The following is a 25020-nucleotide window of genomic DNA, read 5'->3' on the forward strand; positions in this document are numbered from 1 at the left end:
CTTTTTTAGATTTAAACCTGGAACTAAATTAAATTTTAAAAGTCAAGATATAAATATAGATTCATCAAAAGCAGATAAAATTATTACTTATGTGGCTAGAGGAATAAAACCCTATCCAGTGGTTCCTCAATTTATGGAAACTATCGTCATTTTACAAAAGCGACGACCCAATTATCATGTGGTTGTTGTAGGATTAAATCTAGTGGCGTATGGGCGATAACTCCCAGATGGAAAAACCTATAAACAATGAATTTTATAAACTCTTTCTTTAGACTAATCGCGTCTTCATTGTTACGGGACTGCTTCCCTATTCTTGCTGTTTTTAAGTGCTCCAAGTATCCTCCGTTGAACCTTTTCTTTTGTTCTGTATTGATCAAGGTTAGAAGCTATCTCTACCGAATGTTTAACGATCGGGTCAGATAATACTCCTATTAAAGAAATAATTGAGGATAACGTTAATGGATTATTAGTTTATTTTTTTTACCTTTAACCATTGCTGATCGTGTAGAAGAAGTATTAGATTATCCCAATAAAATGACGTGTGCACAAGTTAAAACTAGAGAAACTATTTTAGAAAAATATGATTTAGTTAAACTACTTCCCAAACATATTAAGTGGTTCAAAATCATTGACTACTTTCCAGTAAGCTCCTGCAATTACTGACTAATGAGGTTAAAGTTTTAAATAATAATCCTGAATAAAATAATGTCTGTAGTGTATCAAAACATTAAAAATTTAAACCATAAAGCTAGACACGGAAGGTTTCTTAAGAACGTAGAGGTTAAAAATTCACAAAGAATACCGTTTGAGTCAACAGATAAACAGCACACTGAATCAAGGACATAAAGTCAAAGTTACTCCAATCAATAGGGGTAGAGAAAATATTATGAGTATAGCCACAATCAACCCAACCACGGGAAAAACTTTAAAAACCTTTGAATCGCTGACAGACTCAGAAATAGAAGCCAAACTTACCTTAGCGGATAAAACCTTTAAAGAGTATCGTAAAACGACAATTGCACAACGAAGTCGATGGTTAAACAACGCTGCTGACATTCTAGAAAAGGACTATCGCAAATTTGCCAAACTGATAACTATAGAAATGGGCAAACCGATCAAAGAAGCAATAGCTGAAATTCAAAAATGTACCCTTATTTGTCGTTTTTATGCGGAAAACACCCATAAATTTCTTAGGGATGTTCCAGTAGCCACTGATGCCAGTCGTAGCTTTGTTCGTTATCAACCTCTTGGTATAATTTTAGCAGTTATGCCCTGGAATTTTCCTTTCTGGCAAGTCTTTCGCTTTGCGGCACCCGCTTTAATGTCCGGTAATGTAGGCATACTTAAACATGCTTCCAACGTCCCTCAATGTGCCCTAACCATTGAAGTAATTTTGAAAGCTGCCGAATTTCCTGCCGGGGCATTTCAAACCTTTCTAATAGGGGCTTCGCAGGTCGAGGCTGTGATGGCTGATGAGCGCGTCAAAGCGGGAACCTTAACTGGAAGTGAACCAGCCGGAGCTAGTTTTGTATCTACAGCAGGGAAAAATATAAAAAAAACCGTATTGGAACTGGGTGGAAGTGATCCCTTCATTGTCTTAGACAGTGCCAATATTGAAGCTGCTACTACTGCTGCGGTTACCGCCCGAATGCTTAATAATGGACAATCATGTATTGCCGCAAAACGGTTGATCGTAGTCGAGTCAGTGGCTGGTCGTTTTGAAAAACTTTTGGTAGAAAAATTTCAAGCCCTGAAAATGGGTGATCCCATGTCAGAAGAAGTAGACATTGGTCCTTTAGCCACCCCTAGAATTCTTCAAGATATTGATCAACAAGTTCAAGAAACCGTAACAAAAGGGGCTAAAATTCTGATTGGTGGACAACCCACTCGCGATACTCCTGGAAATTTTTATCCTCCAACCATTTTAAAAGATATTCCTGTAGATTCTCCTGGTTATAGCGATGAATTCTTTGGTCCTGTTGCATTGCTCTTTCGGGTTGAAGATATCGACAAAGCTATCGAATTAGCTAACAGCACTATCTTTGGGTTAGGAGCTAGTGGTTGGACTAACGATCCTGCAGAACAAGAAAGATTAGTCGAAGAGATCGAGGCTGGATGCGTCTTTATCAATAGCATTGTCAAATCTGACCCCCGCTTACCCTTTGGAGGAATCAAGCGATCAGGTTACGGACGAGAATTAAGTATCCAGGGTATTCGAGAATTTGTTAACGTAAAGACTATTTGGATTAACTGATTAATGTGATTACACTGAGCAGTTTACGTCAAGCATCTTTAGCTAGTTTGGATAAACATTCCACTATTATAAAGTACGAAGAAAGTTATCAAAAAATATCTTTCCCGAAGGGAAAGATTCTCTAAAGATCACTCATATGAAAATGATTTATTAATCTTGAGGATAGAAATTATGGGGGAACCAACAACAGCTCAATTACTGGTTGAATGTCTAGAAAATGAGGGAGTAGAATACATATTCGGACTTCCTGGGGAAGAAAATCTTCATGTTCTCGAAGCATTAAAGCATTCTTCGATCAAATTTATCACCACTCGTCACGAACAAGGAGCAGCCTTCATGGCCGACGTCTATGGACGACTGACGGGAAACCCAGGGGTGTGTTTATCCACTCTTGGTCCAGGAGCAACTAATTTGATGACAGGAGTAGCTGATGCTAATCTTGATGGCGCGCCATTAGTTGCTATCACGGGACAGGTGGGAACTGATCGTATGCACATTGAGTCCCATCAGTACCTAGATCTAGTAGCAATGTTTGCTCCAGTAACCAAATGGAATAAACAGATTGTTCGTCCTAGTATTACGCCTGAAATTACTAGAAAAGCATTTAAAATTGCTAAAAGTGAAAAGCCGGGGGCAGTTCACATTGATTTACCGGAAAATATTGCCGCGATGCCCGCTTTTGGTCATCCACTTAAGCGGGACTGTCAGGAAAAAACTTACGCTTCATATCGTAGTTTAAATGCAGCAGCCATGGCCATTTCTAAAGCCAAAAACCCCTTAATTTTGGTTGGGAATGGAACTATTCGCGCTCAGGCCAGTAAAGCCTTAACGGAATTTGCCACTACCTTGAATATTCCAGTGGTCAATACCTTTATGGGCAAAGGGGCAGTTCCTTATACCCATCCCTTAGCCTTATGGACTTTAGGGTTACAACAACGGGATTTAATTAGCTATGCCTTTGAAAAGTGCAGCTTAGTGATCGCGGTGGGGTACGATCTAATTGAATATTCTCCTAAAAAATGGAACCCTGAAGGGACAACTCCCATTATCCATATTGGCATGGAAGCGGCTGAAATTGATAGCAGTTATATTCCTTTAGTAGAAGTGGTCGGTGATATTTCTGATTCCTTGATGGATATTCTCAAACGGGCTGACCGCCAAGGAAAATCAACAGAAGTTGTGACAGATTTACGAAGAGAAATTGTCGCTGATTATAGACGGTACGCCTATGATGAAGGGTATCCTGTTAAACCACAAAAGATTATTTATGATCTACGTCAGGTGATGGGGCCAGAAGATATTGTTATTTCTGATGTGGGAGCGCATAAAATGTGGATTGCCCGCCATTATCACTGTAATACTCCAAATACTTGTTTGATTTCTAACGGATTTGCTGCCATGGGAATTGCTATCCCGGGGGCGATAGCTGCTAAATTGGTTCATCCTGATAAGAAGGTGGTAGCCGTCACAGGAGACGGCGGGTTTATGATGAATTGTCAGGAATTAGAAACTGCTTTACGAGTCGGAACTCCTTTTGTTACGTTAATTTTTAACGACAATGGTTATGGGTTGATTGAATGGAAACAACTTAACCAATTCGGAGAATCAGCCTTTATTAGATTTAGCAATCCTGACTTTGTTAAGTTTGCTGAAAGTATGGGATTAAAGGGATATCGGGTTGAGTCGGCAACTGACTTAATTCCTATTTTAAAGACTGCTTTAGAACAAGATGTTCCCGCAGTCATTGATTGTCCTGTTGATTATGGTGAAAATATCCGTTTCTCCCAAAAGTCAGGAGATTTAAAAGGTAGGTTGGGTATAGCCAACTCAAAAGAAGGTTAAAAACTGCGATTTTTCCGGTAAGAAACACCAAGCCATCATTATAAAAATCGATTAACCTACCCGATATGACAAACAATCACCTTATTTTTTATCAAGGAATTTTAAGTCTTGCCACTTCAGTAATATTTGGTGGGTGATAACAGCCTAAATATGAGTAATTAGTTCTATTTTAGCTGGAATATCGAGCTATTTCAGAATTAATTTCCTTGTTGTTAGCGATACGAGCGAACTTCAATTTATTCCTCAAAGCATAGCTCTTCTATTCTATGAAAATGTGGGTTTGGCTTATAGACTCTCTTTCTGGTTGACAATTATTTTAAACATCGGAGGAGTCTATGATGAATTCAATAAGGAAGGAGACGGGAAAATTAACTATGTTTCGCTGGGGGTTTCCTATAAACAACCATCATATCGAATTTAAAGATGTCCAAGCTATTAAGAACTGATCTTCAATAAGGGTTAAATTCCAAACGTAAACTCTATATACGGCTAGAAGCAATACAGAAAAATTTCCCCGACTAGCACAGGACGCTCCATCTCTCTTGCAAGACTAAAAAACCAGGAGGCTCAATTAGCTTGTTTTTTGGGGGTTCCCCTCTAGGGCTTATAATAATTGCCAACCCTAGCATTGGAGGATTGAAATGAAAAAATTACTACAGCGTTGGTCAACTATCTTGGCTTGTTTAGTTTTAGTTAGTGGTTTAATCTTAACGGGATGTTCTAGCCCGTCGGCAACTTCTTCTGATGTCAATACTAGTGAGAACTTAACTCGATCAATGCTGACTGACCAAGGGAATCAATTGGATATAGATAATTATGTTCCTAGACTCGAAGGTAAAGCAATAGTGGAAATGATTATTAAAGGCTCTCCCGTTACGATTGAAGTAAATGGACAAGATGCCCCCGTTACTGCCGGAAACTTCGTTGATTTGGTTAACCGCGGCTTTTACAATGGATTAACTTTTCATCGGGTAGTTAAAGAACCCCAACCTTTTGTGGCCCAAGGAGGAGATCCCCAAGGGACCGGGACCGGCAGTTTTATTGATCCTGATACAAAGAAAACTCGTTATGTTCCCCTTGAGATAAAGTTAGAAGGAGATGAAAAACCTTTCTATAGTAAGGCTTTAGGTCGACAAGGAGCTTCTATCAAAAAACCTGTAGTTCTACCCCATACCCGTGGCGCAGTGGCCATGGCTCGTTCTCAAATGCCTGATACTGCCTCCTCCCAATTCTATTTTGCTCTGTCAGATTTAACTTTTCTTGATGGAGACTATGCTGTATTTGCTTATGTAACTCAAGGAATGGATACTGTAGATAGTATTAAACAGGGCGATCATATTGATTCAGCTAAAGTGATTGTTGGATTAGAAAACTTGAAACAATAATTACTAGAAGCTTAAAACTAAAATGCTGATTTGAATGACTCGTTGATGATGGCTTTAATGAGACTTAGTGTCAGATAGTTCTGAGGTTTAAGCCCGTTAGCTTATTCAATATACCGTAGTTGCTAAAAGCCCGCGACTACGCTATCGCTAGTTCGCATGGCTCTTGCGTACGTTTTAAAGTAGCGGAAAATTATAGACGGAAAGGGAGACAGTAAATCTCTGGTAAAAACAGCATTTGTTGAAGTCTAGTGCTATGCCAATAAAATTTCATCCTAATCCTACCGGAGTATTTCGCGATTTAGATTACTTCTATTAGAAATTTGAACAGCATTGTCATTACTATTTCTCAATTGACAGCATTGATTTAGAGAGAAAAAATGACGTTCTTCTTTTAAAAGAGGTGAATTAACAAACATTAAAATTACTTTTCCTAAGTCAGGATATTAAACTGTTCAAACATTTTATACATTAAAAATTCTGCCCGATTGTAAAAAAGTATTGCTTAATTTAATCAGCTATAATCGTTTTCTGAACTTATGCCCTGAACAATGACGTTGCTGTGCTGTTTTTGTGTGTTTGCAAAGGTTAAATTACACGAATAAGGTCAATTTTGCTCCGATAGAAGTCTTTCATTAGGTTCTCAAGAATAGAGCAAACTTTGTTCTTGAGGTACTAGAAGGTTCTGCGGAGCATATAGTTGTTCAAAAATCCTTTGAAAAGCTATGTTAAACAGGACTTCTCGGGACTATTTACCATCTACACAAAGATGAAGTAAAAGTTAGTTTAACTGATTAGTTAAATTTTATTTAATAGGCATTTTAAAATTAAAACGGTTAACGACAAGCTTAAAATATCTCTCGGATTGAACACTCAAGATACTGAAATGTTCAGAGTTGTTTTGTTTACTTTTTTGCTCGACTGATTATTTATACTTATTTATCAAAAAAATTTCTTTAGGAGAACAAGATAAGCTAGTTTGATCTACCACTATGTTGAAACAACCATTGTAGTTTTAATTGTTGGCAGTTATCATTTCAGATGATCGTTAACCTTGTTGTTTTTTAACTTAAGTTGAATTTACGTCGTCTTGATCATAGATATGACGCCGAGAGGACAGGTTCAATATAAAATCAAAGGCAACAACTTCTATACCGAAATTAGTTTGTGTGCCTTTTGTGTGCTTTCGAAAATCATGTCCCAAGTCAATGTAGTCAATAGTACCTTTAACCTTAAAGATCCTCAATACTATTTCAATCGAGAATTAAGCTGGTTAGAATTCAACTACCGAGTCTTACACGAAGCATTAGACGAACGAACTCCACTTCTAGAACGCCTAAAATTTATCGCAATTTTTAGCTCTAACCTCGATGAATTCTTTATGGTTCGCGTAGCAGGGTTAAAACAACAAGTAGCTGCTGATGTAAGTAAATTAACTCCTGATGGTCGTACTCCTTCTCAACAGTTAATAGATATTGGTGATCGTCTCCGTCCCCTAGTTAAACAGCAGGATCATCTGTTTGAATACACCCTCAAAAACCTCCTAATTGCTCAAGGAATTTACTTAATTAACTACGTCGATCTCGATCAAGAACAACGTACTTACCTCCATCAATATTTTGATGATTATATTTTTCCAGTACTAACACCATTAGCAGTTGATCCGAGTCATCCTTTCCCTTATATCTCTAACCTAAGTCTAAATTTGGCGGTTGTAGTTCGTGAACCTAACACCGCAAAAGAACATTTTGCAAGAGTGAAAGTTCCTCAAGTGCTTCCCCGTTTTGTCGCATTACCCAAGGAATTACGCCATCAAGAAGACGAGCAGACTGCTATCTGGACAGGAATTCCTCTTGAACAAGTGATTGCGCATAACTTGGAGGCTTTATTTCCAGGGATGATTGTACAAGAATGTCATCCTTTTCGTTTAACTCGCAATGCGGATTTATCGGTGGAAGAAGATGAAGCTGATGATCTTCTATTAGCCATAGAACAAGAACTCCGCAAACGTCATGTAGGTAAATCGGCAGTTCGTTTAGAAATCCACGCTTCTACTCCCAGTAACATTAGGGAACGACTGATGAAAGATTTAGTTTTAGATGAGATTGACGTTTACCATATCGACGGATTATTAGGACTCAAAGACTTATTTTATTTTATGTTCATTCCTCGTCCTGATCTTAAAGAGAAACCTTGGAGTGCAGTTATTCCTGGTCCTTTACAACGAATCAAACAAGTTGTTAATAACAATGAAGATAATATAATCCAACAGGAAGGAGAAAATATTTTTTCCTTAATTCGCAATTCCGATTTGTTAGTTCATCATCCCTATGATTCTTTTAGTGCTTCTGTTGAAGAATTTATTACCCAAGCTGCTTATGACCCTAATGTTTTAACAATTAAGATAACTCTATATCGTACTTCTGGCGATTCTCCTATTGTCAATGCTTTAATTGCGGCAGCAGAAAATGGTAAGCAAGTAGCAGCCTTGGTGGAATTAAAAGCCAGATTTGATGAAGAAAATAATATTCTTTGGGCGCGACGCTTAGAACAATCCGGAGTCCATGTTGTTTATGGGTTAGCTGGACTCAAAACCCATACTAAAGTAGTCTTAGTCGTACGACAGGAAGATAACAAAATTCGACGTTATGTCCATATTGGAACAGGAAATTACAATCATAAAACCGCTAGATTGTACACCGATCTAGGCCTATTAAGTTGTCGAGAAGAACTGGGGGCTGATTTAACAGATCTATTTAATTTTCTCACAGGATATTCTCGTCAGAAATCCTACAGAAAACTGTTAGTTGCTCCCGTCAATATGCGTGATCGTATGATAGAAATGATTTATCGAGAAGCAGAACATTGTAAGAATGGAGAAAGTGGTCGCATTGTAGCTAAAATGAACGCCCTAGTCGATTCCCAAATGATTAGAACCCTCTATGAAGCTTCCCAAGTAGGAGTTAGAATCGATTTGATTGTACGGGGAATTTGTTGTCTACGTCCAGGAGTGAAAGGTATCAGTGACAATATTAATGTTATTAGCATTGTGGGTCGTTTTTTAGAACATTCACGAATTTTTTATTTTCACAATGGTGGAAAAGAAAAAATCTATATCGGGAGTGCAGACTGGATGACTCGTAACCTTTCTCGTCGAGTTGAAGCTATAACTCCTATCGAGGAGCCATCAATTATGCAGGAGTTACAAGAAATCTTGGGAATTATGCTAGCTGACAATCGTCAAGCTTGGGAATTACAGTCTGATGGTAGTTATGTTCAAAGACATCCTGGGGAAAATTGTCGAGAACAGGGTGCGCACAAGATTTTCATGAAAATGGCATTAGATAGTCAACAATGAACTAAAAAAATAACTGAATATAGGGAGGGGTTAACACTCATCTTCCTTTCTTGGTATGAAGTGCAGCAAAACCCGTCGGCAGTATATTAGGCAGTCTCTGATTAAACTTTTAACTGTTCCCGAAATTTTTCTACGACTAAGTTTAAGCCGACAGAATTAGAGGCTTTAAAAAGTAAGCGATCACCCGGTTTGACAATTTCTTTTAATCGTTCAATGAGTTCCTGATGGGTAGAGATGCAATCAGTGATTACACCTAGTGCGCCTTGGATGATTACCTCTGCTTCAGGATCATTAACCAACACTAACAAATGATCTACTCCCACCTTCTTTACCATTTTTCCAACTTCATAATGAGATTGGGCCGATTTTTCTCCTAATTCCTTCATAGTGCCTAAAATCGCTAGATGTCGTTTGCCAGGAATTTCTTTCAACAAATTTAGAGCCGCTTTCATAGACTCTAATCCAGCATTATAGGTCTCATCGAGAATGATAATATCGCCTGATAATTGGTATTGCCGGGAACGTCCTTCAGGTAAATGAACCTCAACTCCTTGAGTTAAAGGAGTCCAATCGAAATTTAGACATTTGGCTACAGCCAAAGCCCCTAAATAGTTTAAAGCATTGTGACGACCTGGTAACGGCAGAGGGAAATTTATCCCCTCTACCTGTAAAGTTTGAGAATCAATTAATTTTCCAGTTATATCTCCTCCTTCAAGCCCATAAGTAATGGTTTTTCCTGACCAAACTTTTTTTGCCGTTTGAATTAAAAGAGTATTATCGTGATTGAGAATGGCAATTCCCTCTTGAGGCATTTGAGCGAGCAACTCACATTTAGCTTGGGCGATCGCTTCTTTTGAGCCTAGTAGCCCAATATGGGCTGTTCCCACATTTGTAATCAGTCCAATAGTGGGACGGGCTATTTGAGTGAGTAAAGCAATCTCTCCTAAAGCTCGCATTCCCATTTCAATTACCATATAATTTTGATCAGTTGTTAGCTCTAATAAAGTTTTAGGAACACCTATTTCATTGTTATAATTACTTTGAGTTTTGTGAACTTTCCCCTGTGTTTTCAATACAGCTGCAATTAACTCTTTTGTAGTTGTTTTACCGACTGAGCCCGTGACAGCTATCACAGGAATATCAACTTGATTACGCCACCAATGAGCAATTTGTTGATAAGCAACTAAAGTATCTTTCACTTTAAACTGTGGTATTTTTTTACTTAAATTCACTGGTAAATAGTGATCTACAATCAGAGCTACTGCTCCCTTTGCTATTGCATCTTCTGCAAATTTATGTCCATCAAAATTGCGGCCTCTTAATGCTAAGAATACTTCTCCTTTGGCGATTGAACGGCTATCTGTATTGATTCCTTTAGCCTTTTCATAAGGAGTAAAGTCAAAAACTTCGTCTAAATTACTTTTAAATAAATCAAAAAAAATACTGAGAGAAATTTGGAATAACATAATATTTTGATTAAACTATACTGTCAAAATTAATGATCTGAGATTTAGTAATTTTTTGGTAAAAATACAGTTACAGAAATCACGTTAAAAATTTATCTTGTTTTAACTACAGTCATGATACTATAGTAGTAAATTTAATAAACATAGTTGGCATCTAAATCATGCTAAAAAACTCAACATCATAACTAATGATTATCTAATTTCCAAAGTTCTCAATCAATGGTGAGGATCATTGTCAATATTAGATTATGTGGAAATTAAGTCTCCTAAGCGGTTATTTGACTATGTACTGAATTGTTACTGTCATATTTTAATCAGCCGTTAGTAAATGAAGCCTCAACTACAAGATTATATTCCTAACCTAATCAGTCTGTTTAAAAATTTAGCGGAACCTTGTAGTGGTTTTTACCATACCACCAATTGAACTCACCATTTGGTCAAAAACCTCGGTAAATTTATTAAACTTACTAGACTTCAGCGGTTAGAGAGGATAATTAAGTCTAAAATTACCAGTAACTAATCCATCGACAATCTCATCCATTATTTATAGGCAGACGATAGTAGCGCTTAATATGAACAAACCGTTGTACTTATTAAGCAATACACAGAACTTTGCTTATAAGGTTGGGATGGCTCAACTAATACTACTTCCGAGAGTTAGGTCAATGACACTGGAATGTTTATTCGTCAAGTTCAAAATTTTACGTTTTCAATGGGGTTAAATCTTGCTGTGCCTATACTTTATGAAAGTATGTCCCATAACTTTTCTAACTCAAATTGTTCACGCCTGAGCTCTTAAAAAATTTCAAGGGGATTTGTTATGAGTATTTAATCATATCTCTATAACCTCCAATATATACAAAGATTAATTCAAAAAAACTCTCTATAACGTCTTCCAAAATACCTACCTGAATAAAATCATCACAAGCTAAATAAATTTTTAATGATGTGAATATAGAGTCAATTATTAAATTTTCTCGTCATTAAAAGTAGTCAGCAGCCGGAACACTATGTTTTTGCTGATATGATATCTGAATTTAGGAACCACTAGAACCATTGGTACTTTGTTTAAAGGCAGTAGTGTTCATGGTAGAAAAGTGGATTAAACTGCCTTAACTCAAATAAAATTGTATTCAAATAAAATCGACTTAGATTATGGCAAAGTTCGAGAACATAATCGACTTTGACGATACTTCTAAGCCTTTCTTCTAAATAGAAAAAGGAAAAGTTTGCTATGATTTTAAAGTTTTCTATTTAGGAACGTCTAACTGACCATCAATCCTACATAATCAAGAATGAGGTTAATTTGTTCAAAATCCTCAATATCACCAGAAATACCTCTATTTATCTATTTACCGGGAATGGATGGAACGGGGAAGTTGCTACATCGACAAGTTAAAAAATTGAGTCAATTTTTTAAAGTTTGTTGTTTATCAATTCCCCAAAATGATTGTAGCAACTGGAATACTTTAGTTTCTAAAACCATTAGCTTAATTGAAAAAGAACTAAACCATCATCCTCAATGTTCCTCCGTTTATTTGTGTGGAGAATCTTTTGGAGGATGTTTAGCAATAAAACTTGCTCTAAAATCTCCTGAGTTAATCAAAAAAATGATTTTAATCAATCCTGCTTCATCTTTTACAAAACGTCCTTTATTAAGTTGGGGAGGTGAATTAATTCAATGGGTACCGGACATTTTACATCAAACTTCAACCCTAGGATTTTTACCTTTTTTGGCAGCTTTAGGAAGAATGGAAACAAAGGATTATTACGCTTTATTAAAAGCGATGCAATCAGTTCCTCCATTAGTGATTAGTTATCGACTGAGGTTATTACGGGATTTCAACGTCGATGACGCACAATTAAAACAGTTAACTCAACCTATTTTAACCGTCGCTAGTGATAGCGATTACCTATTACCCTCCGTCGCTGAGGGAAAACGATTAGTCAACTGTTTACCTAATAGTAACTTAGTAATCCTACCTGATAGTGGACATGCTTGTTTATTAGAAACTGAAGTTGATTTGACTAAACTACTTCAAAAGTATAATTTTTTACCCCTCAAAATCACAGCCCATGAACACTGAAGCCGATAATACTGGTTAATTTCTAGTCATTATTGAATATCTTAATAGCGAGAGAATATTAGGAAGAAGAGATATCCAAGGATTCAACAATAATTTGAGCACTTTTAGGTTTATGAGATAGCCTTGTAAGGTATGCAACTGCTACGATCGCTATTAACTCTGAAACCATTACCGACAGTAACAGGATAATAGGCGGTGATACCAAACCAGATGTTAATGCAAAGATCTGGTTGTTCAAGAGCGAAAGTTCTCTGTACTAGGCATTTATTTTTTTGTACCAGATATTTATGTTGAAAAAATTTTTATTTTGATACGTTCACTCCTCCGCTATCATCATATAGGTTTTTCCTCGCACAATAGAACAAATTTTGCTATTTCAGTACTGCTCAACGCGAACATAATCACTTAATCCATCGGAATATAACAAAAAAATATAATTCTTATCAAGAATTAACCTATCCAAACCAGGATACGACAATCTAGCATCACTCATCCCTGATACTTGTCTTCAATCTCCCACCTCGGGATAGTCAATAGCTTCTCAGCAAATTATAGATAAGCAAACTTTACGCGAAACTAGTTCATCATCAAATAGCTGGCTACTTGGTGATAACTGGTGGGAACAATTTGGTAAATTTACGAGAGCCTACCATATTAGCCAAATACATTTCATAACCTGAGACAAGACTCATCATGATAGAGTTCTTCATATGTTGACATTGTTCAGAGTCTTTGCTGTGACCGATGTGAATTAACAAAGTTAACAACTTGTATAAATTCCTCAAGAAACTGTTTTTTGTTCTTTTATTAGTTTTCCATGGAGAGCATAACAACTATCTCCATTTTGATAACGCTTTGTCTCAAGCTCAGTGCTAGTAAAAATGTGATATACAATATTTGTACTATTATTTATATTGATTGCTGGTGCTAAATAGTTAAGAAGATATTTTCCGTGAAGAATTTTATATTCTTGTGGTTTATTACAGACTTCTCATGAGGTATTTACAATTTTAAAAAGGCTGTTTCTAATAAAAATAACCAAGGGTCTCTTAGTTGTTTAATTGTGTAATAGTAGTGTGCATCTTTATTAAGTTCTATAACTTAAACGCTCTCCTCACTGACCATGAGTAAATTAAGAGTGAGAAAACTCGATACTATACTCTTTAATGTTTAAAACTTACCACAGGTTAACGATTTACTAATGTTAATTTAATCGTCTGATGGAGCTAGTATTAAGTCACACTCTCTTGAGTTCCAATAAAAAATGATATCAACAAATTAGCCATGACTATCGAGATGAACGTCACTATGAGCTAATTAACAAACTTCTTTTCGACTCTTTTAGGTTTTAGAGTTTTTAATTCTTCATTATCTAGTTTATTGTTATCTGGTTCTACGATTTATTAGTTTTCTCTTGTATAGTTTTAGAGTTTGATATTTATTTTAGTCTCATTTTCTTATGATAAGAAAAAATATCTATAAAATTAGAAAATATAAAGACAATAGAAAAAATAGGTAATTACGTACACAATTTTTATTTTTTGTGATTTTATGATAAGTTTTTAGTTGTGTATTGAATTACTTTTTAATAAGTGAAGGTTATCAATAAATTATGTAACTATATAGAATTTAGTCCAGCCTCCTAATGCTATTAGGTAATACTATTCTACATGAGAACTGCAAACATAACCGTGAAAAGCTTTTTTTACTAAAATTGTACTTGGTACAATTTTGTATGAGAGCGATATTTTTTTGGGATTTTTAAAGATAAAAAACACCTTTTTACAGGATAATTTTATCAGTATAAAATACTGAAGTTAATCTCAAGCTGAATGGGAAATTACGAAATTTAGAAATAACAATGGGCTCAAAAAGCAGTAAAGTTATAATCTATTTGATTTCATGTTTATTAAGGTTAACCCAAAAATGTCGGACAACTAAACTATAACACAATGCCCCAACGGTTGCTTGAATGCAATCATCAGCATGAGTTTAAAATATTACAAACATAAATTTTAGGCATTACTACAGTAATGTAAAGTCGTTGAGAAATAAACGCATCGATATGACCATCAATAAAACTATAGAACTTGTAATTCCGTTTTAGTCAAATGGTGATGTCAAAATAATTTTTGAGATGATTTTTATTAATGAGAATTGCTAGGAAAAACTAAACAAAAAGGGGTGTTTACTTGGTATTACATATTCGTAATACGCACAATAACTATATCAAGCCATATACTACTCTGATGAGTTGTGTTGAAAGTTTAAAGCTGCCAACACCTTTCACTTTTTATAATAAAAAGTTGGGATAAGTTTTTTATCTTTTATGACTACTTCTGAGCTATTTTATATAATTTTGCAATTTTAATGCCATCGATATATCTTAACCACAAATCAAAAATAGCAATCTTTAGACTCTGTTTTGTATCACAAAACAAGTTATTCTCTATCATTGGATACTCATCATCTAAAGATAATTTTTTCATACTATATTTAGTAATATACGTAAATTCATGAGAATTCATTCATCTTTATCAATAGATAAAATATTAATTTCATTAAATCTTAAATTTAAACTTTAGTTCATAAAATAACTTATGTAATTTAATTTTTAATACTATTGGTTAATAGTATTTTTATTGTTAATTACTTACTTTTAGACCAAAAAATACAGCCTTAAATAGTAAGATAAATACTTACAGGTTTCATGAACATAAAAGATTACCACTGAAAAGTAAAAAAATGAAACCACATAAATACTTAAATAACTTACATAAATTGTACCTACCCTCTATTTAATTAGATTTAAATATAATTAACAATACTAAATTAAGTTAATTTTTATTGAAAAATTCAATAGCTTTATCTAATAATTGATTACCCTGATCAATAGTTTCAATACGAGAGACTAGATCGCGCAACTCAGGTGCTCCTGGAAATGCCTTACAATACCAAGCTAGATGCTTTCGTGATTGATAAATTCCTCGTCGTCCCTTATATTCCCATAGATTATTAAGATGTTCTTTTGCACATTCCAGCCGTTGTTTTGGAGTCGGAGAAATTTTCATAATTCCTGTTCGTAAAAAGTAATCAATTTCTCCGACGAGAAAAGGATAACCTAATGTTCCTCGTGAACACATCACTCCATCTGCTCCCGTAATTTCCAAACACTTAATAGCTGATTCCACTGAAAAAATATCCCCATTAGCAATAACAGGAATACCTAATATTTTTTTGACTTTAGTAATCCATTCCCATTTTGCTTTTCCATTATATCCTTGAGCACGAGTCCTACCATGAATGGTAATCATTGCTGCCCCTGAATCTTCCATCCTTTTTGCAAAATCAAGGATGTTAATTTCTTGATCACTCCAGCCAATGCGAGTTTTAATAGTAACAGGGACTTCAACAGATTTCACTACTTTTTCTACAATTGCTTGAGCAATATCTGGTTGACGAAGTAGAGAAGATCCTCCCCCTTTTTTAGTGATTTTATTTACGGGACAACCCATATTTATATCAATAGTTTGAGCTCCTTCTTGCACAGATTTTTGAGCGGCTTCCGCTATAAAATCAGGACGAGAGTCAAATAATTGAATACTAATTGGCTGTTCATCCTTATCAATTTCCATCAGTTTTGGAAGTTGTTTTAAATAATGAATTTCTGTAGCATTAATCATCTCAGTATACATCATAGATTGAGGCGCATATCGTCTAACTAAACGACGAAATACTAAATCTGTAACTCCAGATAGGGGAGACTGAAATACGCGACTTTTTACTTTCAATGATCCAATTTTCAAAGGAGATGATAATTTTTGTTTAAGATAATTAGACAACATTTGATACTTGAATAAGTTTCAACAATAACACCATTTTAGGCTGAGTATAATAAATGAGTAGTTTATAACTATCAAAACTGTTATCTTGAAATTACATAGTATAGTTACGATAATAGTTTTGAGATTAATTAAGTCACTATAATTTTGAATACCTCATAAAGTAATACTTTTCAGTTCTGTTTATTATAAAATTGTTATAGCTAGTTTAGGAGGCTCGTAAATAATAATTGTAGATATATCTTGTATATTATTTTATTGAACATATCTTTGTCTTAAATATTATTGAAGATAATTCATATCTAGTAAATCTCAATAAATTTTAATTTATTTAAAATAAAAAAATCTATTATCAATCAATAAACATCTTAAATTTGTCAAAAACCTAGTAGGGTAATTGCGGCTAAATATTACAAAATTATTGAGTCTGATAAGTTTTTTAAAAATTAGAAATAAATACTTTTAATGCAGCAATTGCTACTGTCTTAGCTTTCTGCGTGGTAGTGTCTAAACACACCTGCGAGGAGATTTTGATTAGCCTGTACTCAAGATCATCAAGAAATTCTATTTAATTTTTTTCTTAAACACTTTATCCAACACTTGCTCTCAATGCCATTGATTTCTATCTCGTTGAGATTAACTTTAGTCAAGTAATTAAGAAGCTTAATATTGGCTTAGGTTTGATTGTTGCTCCAGGAACATTAATCGTAATTTTTTAGGTACACTAACAGGTTTAAAAATTTTCTTTAACTCTAATCGGGAAAGATAATCCTAGGTTATTTATAACATAGGAATTATATTGGATAATATGCTTGGGGAAGCAAACTTAAATTTCTTAGGGGTTCACCTATGATTTTCTAATCACCGTACTTCCTCAATTAGGTCTCACACCATTATCGTTAGACAAGGAAAACCTGAAAGTGTTCAAGAATAATGAAAAAAATCGTGTTATTACCGCTAATTTACAAGTCATTCCCAATTTAATCTACTTTGGGTATTTCCTGGATGAAGCTATAACCCATCCACACTTTGACCCGAGAACTTAGAACAATTAGTCCTGCCAAAGGCGACACAAATTATTCAATCAACACAACCAAATATTTTTTAGGGGAGTTCGTGCGTTTCAATACACTGCTTGTGACACAATGGCAACCATTGGGCAGGATCCTCGGCGGACTTATTTGTGATTGAACTCACTGTCCATTTAACCAACAATAAATCGTGATACTCAACTTAGGTTGAAAACTCCTGCCGACATTTTTGTTAGACTACTCTGGAACAGTAATAAGAGATTTTCTTCGCCCTCGGACGATTTTCTCTTCTATTGAAAATAATGTAACTTATATAGCTAAAGAGTCAAGATCAAAAAAACATGATGATTCTCTTAGTGTAATTTAGCTGAGAGAATCATCATCGGTCCTACTCAAATTTTCGATAAATCCTATGTTTGTTTTACGTTTGTGTGTGAGTATGAGTGCAGGTATTTTTCTAGCCTTAATCTGGAAAGTATCGGTGGCGACACAAGTACCGTCATCTTCTGTAAAAACTCACGATGGAACTTCGGGAACCTCTCAAGGAACTTCTTTGTTATCCCCCAATAGGCGAGTCTGGGTAAAGAAAGCGAACCTCCATATGGCAGATATCAAGCAGATGAAACAATCCATTTCAAAACAAACATCATCAACCATCAGGAAATTTTCTACTCAGGTTAGTGTTGAACCAATAGACTCGTTAAATGTCTCCAACGCCATTAATCGCTCTCCAGCTATCTTGAAAAACCTGCTACCAAAAAAACTTAACCCCGGTGGCAACCCCTTATTATTTCCCACCAAACCCTCAGAGGTGGAGACCGCTATTAGTCAGCCAATTACCTTAGACCAAGCTATTTCCCTGGCTTTGCATAACAATAGAGAACTTCAAGCCTCTCGTATCAAACTAGAAGAGCGTCAGGCTCGTTTAAAAGTCGAACAAGCTGACTTGTTTCCTACAATAGACATTGGAGCTAGTGCTGTAAGGTTTAGAAATGATCGGGTATTCGGTGGTGGTACGAATCAACTCGGAAATTTAATTCCTGAAGAAACCAGTGCTGAAACTTTTACGGATCTTCGCGCTTTAGCAACCCTTAATTACATTATTTACAGTGGGGGTGAACGGTCAGCTCAAATTACACGGGCTCAAAGAGAAGTCCGTAACCAAGAGCTAGAAGTAGAGCGAATTTCTGAACAAACCCGCTTTGAATCCACTGATCGTTATTATCGGTTACAAAATGCCGACGCTCAGGTTGCCATTGCCCAAGCGGCGGTAGAAGATGCAAATCAAAGTTTACGGGATGCTCGATTATTAGAACAAGCAGGATTGGGAACACGATTTGATGTTTTGCGGGCCGAAGGAGACTTAGCTACGGCTAATCAAGGGTTAACTCGTGCAATCGCCGAACAGCGAACGGCAAGACGTAGTTTAGCTGAATTTTTGAGTGTCGGACAGCACGTTCAATTAACAGCAGTAGACGAGATATCCGAAGCAGGGACTTGGGCAATGACCCTTGATGAAACAATTGTCCGTGCCTATAAAAATCGTGCTGAGTTAGAACAACAATTAGTACAACGAGAAATTAGTCAACAAGATCGTGACATTGCTCTGTCAGAAATTAGACCTCAAATTAGTTTTCTCGCAGAATATGATGCACGGGATAACTTAGACGATGGCGTTCCTATTCTCATGGACTGGACATTTGAAGCACGGGTTCGCTGGCGAATTTTTGATGGGGGGAGAGCCTTTGCCGGAGCCAGACGAGCTGAACAGAATATAAATTTAGCCAATACCAACTTTGCTAAACAACGTAATGCCATTCGTCTTGAGGTAGAAGAAGCTTATTATAACCTTATTGCAAATCGGGAAAATATCACCAGTACCCGCAAGAACGTTGAAATTTTTACAGAGGCTCTCAGACTAGCTCGACTACGATTTCAGGCTGGGGTTGGAACTCAAACTGATGTCATTGATGCCCAACGAGATCTCACAGATGCACGGGGGCGTTTTCTACAGGCAGTTATTGGCTACAATCAATCTCTCAATGCTTTACAACGCTCAGTTAGTAATTTACCTGACAATGGGTTGTTTAAGACACGTTGATCCCAGGCAATTCCCTGTTTTCTGTTGCTTGAAACGTTGTAGGAACAATTTACGTGTCTCTACACTTCATTTGTATCTACATTAAGTTAGGCTCTTTCACAGAAAAATTAATTCTTGAAATTGTGAATCATTTTTTTGATCTAGTTGATCAATTCTTTTCTCGTTTTGTTTATATTATCGAACAGATACTTTTCCTTGAGCTTGGAGGAGTTCCCCTAATTGTTCTCTGGGTGTTGGTCGGGGGAATTTTTTGTACTCTACGAACGGGATTTATTAATATTCGGGGGTTTAAACACGCTGTTGATATCGCCCTAGGTCGATATGATTGCCTTCAAGAGAACTCAAAAGGAGAACTAACTTCCTTTCAAGCTTTGGCTACTGCTCTATCTGCGAGTGTAGGACTAGGAAATATTCCTGGGGTGGCCATTGCGATTCAACTCGGAGGGCCAGGGGCAGTATTTTGGATGACTATAACGGCAATTTTGGGAATGTCAACTAAATTCATCGAATGTACCCTAGGGCTTAAATATCGCATTTTTTATCCTGATGGCACGGTAGTTGGTGGACCGATGTATTATTTGCGTGACGGGTTAAATACATTAGGTCAAGCTCAATTGGGTAAGGTTTTAGCAATCATTTATGGGGTTGCTGGAATTGGGTCAGCTATGGGCGCAGGGAATATGTTCCAGTCTAATCAATCGTTTGCAGTATTAGTCACCATCATTCCACGGTTACAATCATATAATTGGGCTTATAGTCTGAGTTTGGCGTTTTTGGTGGGATTAGTGATTGTTGGCGGTGTTAGCCGTATTAGCATTGTCACTAGTAAGTTAGTCCCAGTAATGGTTGTAGTTTACATTTTTAGCTGTTTGTGGGTTTTAAAAGCAAATTTTGCAGTGATTCCCAGGGCATTTTTATGATCCAAGAGGCTTTTTCTCCTCAGGCTATTGAGGGGGACTAGTAGGAGTTTTGGTTCAAAGGGTCCGACGCAGTGCCTTTTCTAATGGGGCTGGAATGGGCTCAGCGACGATCGCCCATTCGGTTGCCAAGACTCAAGAACCTATTCAAGAAGGAATTATTTCTATCTTAGAGCCGTTTGTTGATACGGTAATCATCTGTAATTTAACGGCATTGGTCATCATAACGACAGGAATTTATAGCGATGTAGTGGGAGTAACCATTAGTGGTTCAGCTCTAGTTGCGCTAGCTTTTGGTCAAGTCATTAATTGGCTCCCTTTTGTTTTAGCTGGAGTTATGAGTTTGTTTGCCTTTTCAACTATGATCACTTGGTGTTATTACGGAGAAAGATGTTGAGCCTATGTTTTCGGAGAATCTAGTCGTCATATCTTCAAAATTATGTTTCTAATTTTTATCTTTCTGGGATCTATTATTAATCTAGAAGCTATAGTAAATTTTGGTTATATGATGTTATTTACCTTAGCTATTGCTAATATTTTAGGTTGTATTTTATTATCGGAACAAGTGGCCGAAAATTTAAAAAAATTTTGGCAAAAGTTGAAGTTTAAAGAGATTAAAGGTAGATAATTTTTATCAAGAGAAAATATTTACGCTATACTTCGTTGCTCGTCTAGTAAAAATGCTTTAATCGCTTGATTAAAAGGTTCTGGTTCCACTAAAAAGGCCCAATGATTTCCCGGGACTTCTTTTACATTTAAGTTATTTAAATAAGTTTGATAATGCTTAATTTGCCATGAAGTTCTGTTAAGTCCTTTTTTGGGTTTAATAAACAATGTAGGAATCTCAATAGATTCAGTCAACCCTGCACATTTTATTACATCTTCAAAAATTTCGTTGCGGGCCTGTACTACAAATTTACTGCCCCACTTCCCCTCGTCTTTTTCTTCTATTCCTAGTTGAAAAACTTTTTGTTGTAAAGGAGTCCATCCCTGATATTGTTTTAAACTTCGAGCTAAGATTTCAGCTTTCTCATAACTCTCAAAAGGTCCCATCGCTTTGAGGAAAGGTAAAAATTTATATAATATCGGAAAAGTTACTTTTAGAATGGATGGCATTCGATAAATAAAAAAAGGATCAATTAACATTAAACTCTTGAACTTTTTAGGATTTTCTGTCGCCCAAATAACAGCTAATTTAGCGGACCAAGAATGAGATAAAATATTAGCCGCAGTCCATCCTAAATAGTTCATCAACTTTTCTAAATCATTAATATAGTCAGCAATTTTATAGCCACTTTGAGGTTTACTGCTATCACCATGACCGCGTAAATCAGGCGCGACAATATGATAATCCATCGATAAATAGTCTCCTAAACTTGACCAAACTAAGCTATGGTCAGCCAAACCATGTAACAGTAAAAGTGGGGGGTTTCCTCGTTTCCACTCTAAATAAGATAGACAAATATCTGATAAATTTACAGTTTTACGAACAAACATTTTTTACTATAAACAGAGTTATTAGATCAAAATTTAGGATACGATACACTGCACGATGGGCTTAAAAAAAGAAACTAGTTCAGGTTGACTAGTCACTAAACAAGGAAAAGGTTTTTTCCCATAATCCTGACCAATTTTAAGTGGAAAAATGGGATCATCATTCAAAGATACAAAAACTCCACCTGCACCTTTGAGAATAGCCCAAACCGCCGCAATATCCCAAATTTTGGGAGTTGCCTCTACCCCCCCTAATGCTGCTCCACAAGCCACTAATGAAATGTTATAACTAGCGACTCCAATCATACGAATTTTACACGGAAAAGGTTGTCTAAGAATTTTAATACTACGGGTACACAAATTGAAAAGATGACTTTTACTAGGCTGGTCGGAACCAGTGTAAATTTTTACCCCGTTTAAATAAGACCCTTTAGGTCCAGTTATTCCAGTTTCCCCATACCAGTATCCATGAAAAGATTGCTGAAGTTGGGGAAAATAAACAAAGCCAAACACAGGGGTTCCTCGATACAACAATCCCAGAGAAATGCCCCAAATTGGGATACCTCGCGTGAAGTTAGTAGTTCCATCAATTGGGTCAACGATCCAACACCAGTCTGTTTCAGGGAAGATATGGCTGGTTTCTTCAGTAAGAACTCCATGTTCAGGAAATTTAGCAGCAATCGCCATCCGAATGGTTTGATCAACCCAATAATCAGCTTTGGTAACTAAAGAACCATCGTCCTTCTGTGTCGGGGATATTCGACCTACATCAGCTACTAAATGATGTCCTAGTTTTTGCGTTGTCGTTCGACAAAAAGTTAAGATATCGTGCCAAAATTGTTCCATGTTCAACTGAAGGATGAGAGAGTAACAATAGGATCTCACCCTTAAAAGATATAGGAACATAACTCGATAAAGCAAGTTTTTTTATTTCTTGTTCTCCAAGATCAAAGTTAGAAAAATTTAATGAGTTGTCCTCGGATAGGATTTTGACAAAAGTGTTATGCTAGTTGGCGATTCAGATCTTTTTAGATATTTCTTCTATATAAGGACAAGGCAAAGAATTTAAATTCATTTGAACTCAAAATTATCAAGACTTTTGGGGCCGATACCGCTTATAAAATCTGCGTCATAGATGAAACTTTAAGAGATTAGTGAGATAAGAAAATGTTATCAACCTCAACTAACAAAGCTGCCATTATCCGTAATTATATTCTTCTTTCTCTAGTCGTTATGATTTTGGGGGTGGGATTAACGGATATTTTTAAAAATCCTGGTCGAGTTGGCCAAAAAGATCGTATTGATAATTATGTTCGCTACATTAATGCCGGTTTTGTTGCTCAAACACAAAAATTAGGGCGTTGACACTCTGCTGTTAATCTCGTGTTGACAATACTTTTGGCTCAATGTGTTCGGAGAACTGATATCTATAGGTTTTTCCACTGAGCTTTTTCTTATAAGTATGAGAACTACAACTAGGACACTCTTATCTGGAATTGCCTTCTATTTGTCGAGTCATTATATTAGGAAATATGCAGCATTCCCTAACCTGCTTTTTAGCTTTTTTTATTGAAGGTATGAATCAATTCTCGCACTTACTTTTTTTTCCCATCTATAATTTTTTTATAGACTTAGATAAATATTAGTTATCAATAAATGATCAAATTATTTTTTGAGAGATTTTAAATGTATTTAACATCTTTTTTCGCTCAGGTTATCTGTCTTAAGTTTTTAAGATAATTCCGCTATCTTTGTCCTACTTGAATAATCTATCTAGAAATTTTTTAAAATTGTATTTTCTGATGGCTTCACCTAACCTAGGATCTCTTTAAGTTGCTATACTCTTGTATTTTACAGATAATGTTTATACTTTTTTCCGTTATGGAGTTAATTCTTAGTCGAGAGTCAACTTTGATCACACTTGTCCTTATAATTACGTCAGCCGAATTTTTCATTAGGCCACCATCTAATAATCGACTTCTTCAAACTACTTTTTTATTCAATAGCGATTTTGGTTTTGGTAGTTTTTAATAAAAGTAATGAGCAAATTAGCATAATATATCGTTATTAACGACTAAATAAATAACTTTATCAATAGCTAGACTGATATATCTATAATTTCAATATTTTTGATTTTACAAAGATTATTTAAATTTTAAAATAACAGTTTTTTTGATCGTGCCTAAATCAAATTTAATTTTGATATATTCGATATTTATAAGTCAATAGAATATCCAAAATAATATAGAATTTTAACTTTATTTATAAAATAAAACTTTTATCCTATTGTCAATAATTTTTCTTTATTTGTATTTTTTCTAAAAGTAAAAGAGACAAAAAAACGATGTAGCAAGCGTTCCAATTAAAGTAATATTTATTTCTTGATTATTGGGATATTTTCCATAATCTCGTTTCCTTTTAGTTGCCCTGGAATACTGATAAGTCATAGCTAGCTCAACTCTGGTTTCATCAACTAGAATTAAGGATGAAAGTTTGAGTTGTCTAAATATCGTTAAATACTCCCGTCTCAGAGTTTAAACCATATCCTTGTAAGCTGCCAAGGTATAAAGTGTTTGTTTTTGAATTAGGTTTAAGTTTCTGGACAAAATTACACATACTAATAATACTAACTTTAACATTTATTTTGCCGTTCGAGTGAGTACTTAGTTCTTGTAGAGTAGTATAGTAATTTTATTATAGCAATTGTTTTACAATGTTTAAGTTATTCTGCTTCCATTAAAGGTAAAAAGAATTTGTCCCATTCATGAAGAAATAGTTCTATACTTTTTGTCATTTCATAATATCCAAGGAGATAATCGATAAAACTATAACTGACTTAAAAATACTCTGCTAGTTATAAAATTAATTCATTAGTATTAATATTAGTTTCTATGACCTTAGTGGGAATATCTGTGGAGTATAACTTATTTGAATTAACCTTTTTGAAAGAAAGTATTTGATTGGAAATTTATCCGACTAATTTTTAAAGAAATCAAGCAATAACTACCATTTTTTTGAAAATATAGGTAATTTAACCTAAGAGTCTGCTGGATATCATCTAGATTATTTTGTTTTTACTTATTCCAATTAAGACAATCTAATTCTACTTACTCCTAAATATCTTTTAAACATCAGTATAAACACAAAAAAACTCTTAATTGATTAAATAAATATTTTTATATTAAATTCTATTTGCAATAAAAGTTTTTTAAAAAAAATAGCAAAAAAATATTAATATAAGGATTA

13 protein-coding genes and 2 pseudogenes are annotated in these 25020 nt (G+C 35.3%); 10 read left to right on the plus strand and 5 right to left on the minus strand.

What is annotated here, in order from left to right; genetic code table 11:
- Positions 1 to 91 precede the first annotated feature (91 nt).
- The 6 genes and pseudogenes from P3F56_RS01125 to ppk1 all read left to right on the plus strand — a co-directional run bounded on the left by P3F56_RS01125 (position 92) and on the right by ppk1 (position 8836).
- On the plus strand, positions 92 to 220 hold the full coding sequence (locus tag P3F56_RS01125) for a hypothetical protein (protein WP_281152942.1): 129 nt from the start codon (positions 92 to 94) through the stop codon (positions 218 to 220).
- A 666-nt stretch (positions 221 to 886) separates the two neighbouring features.
- Positions 887 to 2254, plus strand: a complete 1368-nt coding sequence (locus tag P3F56_RS01130) for an NAD-dependent succinate-semialdehyde dehydrogenase (RefSeq protein WP_281152943.1) — start codon at positions 887 to 889, stop codon at positions 2252 to 2254.
- Between the two features lie 171 nt (positions 2255 to 2425).
- Positions 2426 to 4096: an acetolactate synthase large subunit gene (locus P3F56_RS01135; protein WP_281152944.1), complete on the plus strand. Its 1671-nt coding sequence runs from the start codon at positions 2426 to 2428 to the stop codon at positions 4094 to 4096.
- Positions 4097 to 4146: 50 nt separating this feature from the next.
- Positions 4147 to 4697 (plus strand): annotated as a pseudogene (locus P3F56_RS01140) (photosystem I assembly protein Ycf4).
- Between the two features lie 40 nt (positions 4698 to 4737).
- Positions 4738 to 5481 (plus strand): peptidylprolyl isomerase, encoded by a 744-nt coding sequence (locus P3F56_RS01145; protein ID WP_281152945.1) that lies wholly within the window; start codon positions 4738 to 4740, stop codon positions 5479 to 5481.
- Positions 5482 to 6673: 1192 nt separating this feature from the next.
- Entirely contained in the window at positions 6674 to 8836 is a 2163-nt protein-coding gene (gene ppk1 / locus P3F56_RS01150; RefSeq protein WP_281153665.1) for a polyphosphate kinase 1, read from the plus strand.
- A gap of 101 nt (positions 8837 to 8937) precedes the next feature.
- Here ppk1 and P3F56_RS01155 read toward each other — a convergent pair whose 3' ends face one another.
- Positions 8938 to 10302 carry a UDP-N-acetylmuramoyl-tripeptide--D-alanyl-D-alanine ligase gene (locus P3F56_RS01155; protein ID WP_281152946.1) on the minus strand — a complete coding sequence of 455 codons (1365 nt, stop codon included), beginning with the start codon at positions 10300 to 10302 and terminating at the stop codon, positions 8938 to 8940.
- A 1295-nt stretch (positions 10303 to 11597) separates the two neighbouring features.
- Here P3F56_RS01155 and P3F56_RS01160 point away from each other — a divergent pair.
- Positions 11598 to 12389, plus strand: coding sequence for an alpha/beta fold hydrolase (locus P3F56_RS01160; protein WP_281152947.1), 792 nt, complete (start codon positions 11598 to 11600; stop codon positions 12387 to 12389).
- A 58-nt stretch (positions 12390 to 12447) separates the two neighbouring features.
- Here P3F56_RS01160 and P3F56_RS01165 read toward each other — a convergent pair whose 3' ends face one another.
- On the minus strand, positions 12448 to 12627 hold the full coding sequence (locus P3F56_RS01165; RefSeq protein WP_281152948.1) for a hypothetical protein: 180 nt from the start codon (positions 12625 to 12627) through the stop codon (positions 12448 to 12450).
- Positions 12628 to 15226: 2599 nt separating this feature from the next.
- Positions 15227 to 16234 (minus strand): tRNA dihydrouridine synthase DusB, encoded by a 1008-nt coding sequence (gene dusB, locus P3F56_RS01170; RefSeq protein WP_281152949.1) that lies wholly within the window; start codon positions 16232 to 16234, stop codon positions 15227 to 15229.
- Positions 16235 to 17674: 1440 nt separating this feature from the next.
- Here dusB and P3F56_RS01175 point away from each other — a divergent pair.
- Together P3F56_RS01175 and P3F56_RS10370 are read left to right on the plus strand one after the other, a co-directional pair.
- On the plus strand, positions 17675 to 19363 hold the full coding sequence (locus P3F56_RS01175) for a TolC family protein (RefSeq protein WP_281152950.1): 1689 nt from the start codon (positions 17675 to 17677) through the stop codon (positions 19361 to 19363).
- Between the two features lie 122 nt (positions 19364 to 19485).
- Positions 19486 to 20908 (plus strand): annotated as a pseudogene (locus P3F56_RS10370) (alanine/glycine:cation symporter family protein).
- Between the two features lie 20 nt (positions 20909 to 20928).
- Here the strand turns inward: P3F56_RS10370 and P3F56_RS01190 are convergent.
- Together P3F56_RS01190 and P3F56_RS01195 are read right to left on the minus strand one after the other, a co-directional pair.
- A complete protein-coding gene (locus tag P3F56_RS01190) occupies positions 20929 to 21777 on the minus strand; it encodes an alpha/beta fold hydrolase (RefSeq protein ID WP_281152952.1) in 849 nt (282 codons plus the stop codon).
- Positions 21778 to 21810: 33 nt separating this feature from the next.
- The gene (locus P3F56_RS01195; RefSeq protein ID WP_281152953.1) at positions 21811 to 22620 is read right to left on the minus strand and encodes an inositol monophosphatase family protein; all 810 of its coding nucleotides are present in this window, start codon (positions 22618 to 22620) and stop codon (positions 21811 to 21813) included.
- Positions 22621 to 22941: 321 nt separating this feature from the next.
- Between P3F56_RS01195 and P3F56_RS01200 the strand changes: the two genes are divergently transcribed.
- Positions 22942 to 23139, plus strand: coding sequence for a hypothetical protein (locus P3F56_RS01200; protein WP_281152954.1), 198 nt, complete (start codon positions 22942 to 22944; stop codon positions 23137 to 23139).
- Positions 23140 to 25020: the final 1881 nt, after the last annotated feature.

This window comes from cyanobacterium endosymbiont of Epithemia clementina EcSB (assembly GCF_029919255.1).
Lineage (GTDB): Bacteria > Cyanobacteriota > Cyanobacteriia > Cyanobacteriales > Microcystaceae > Rippkaea.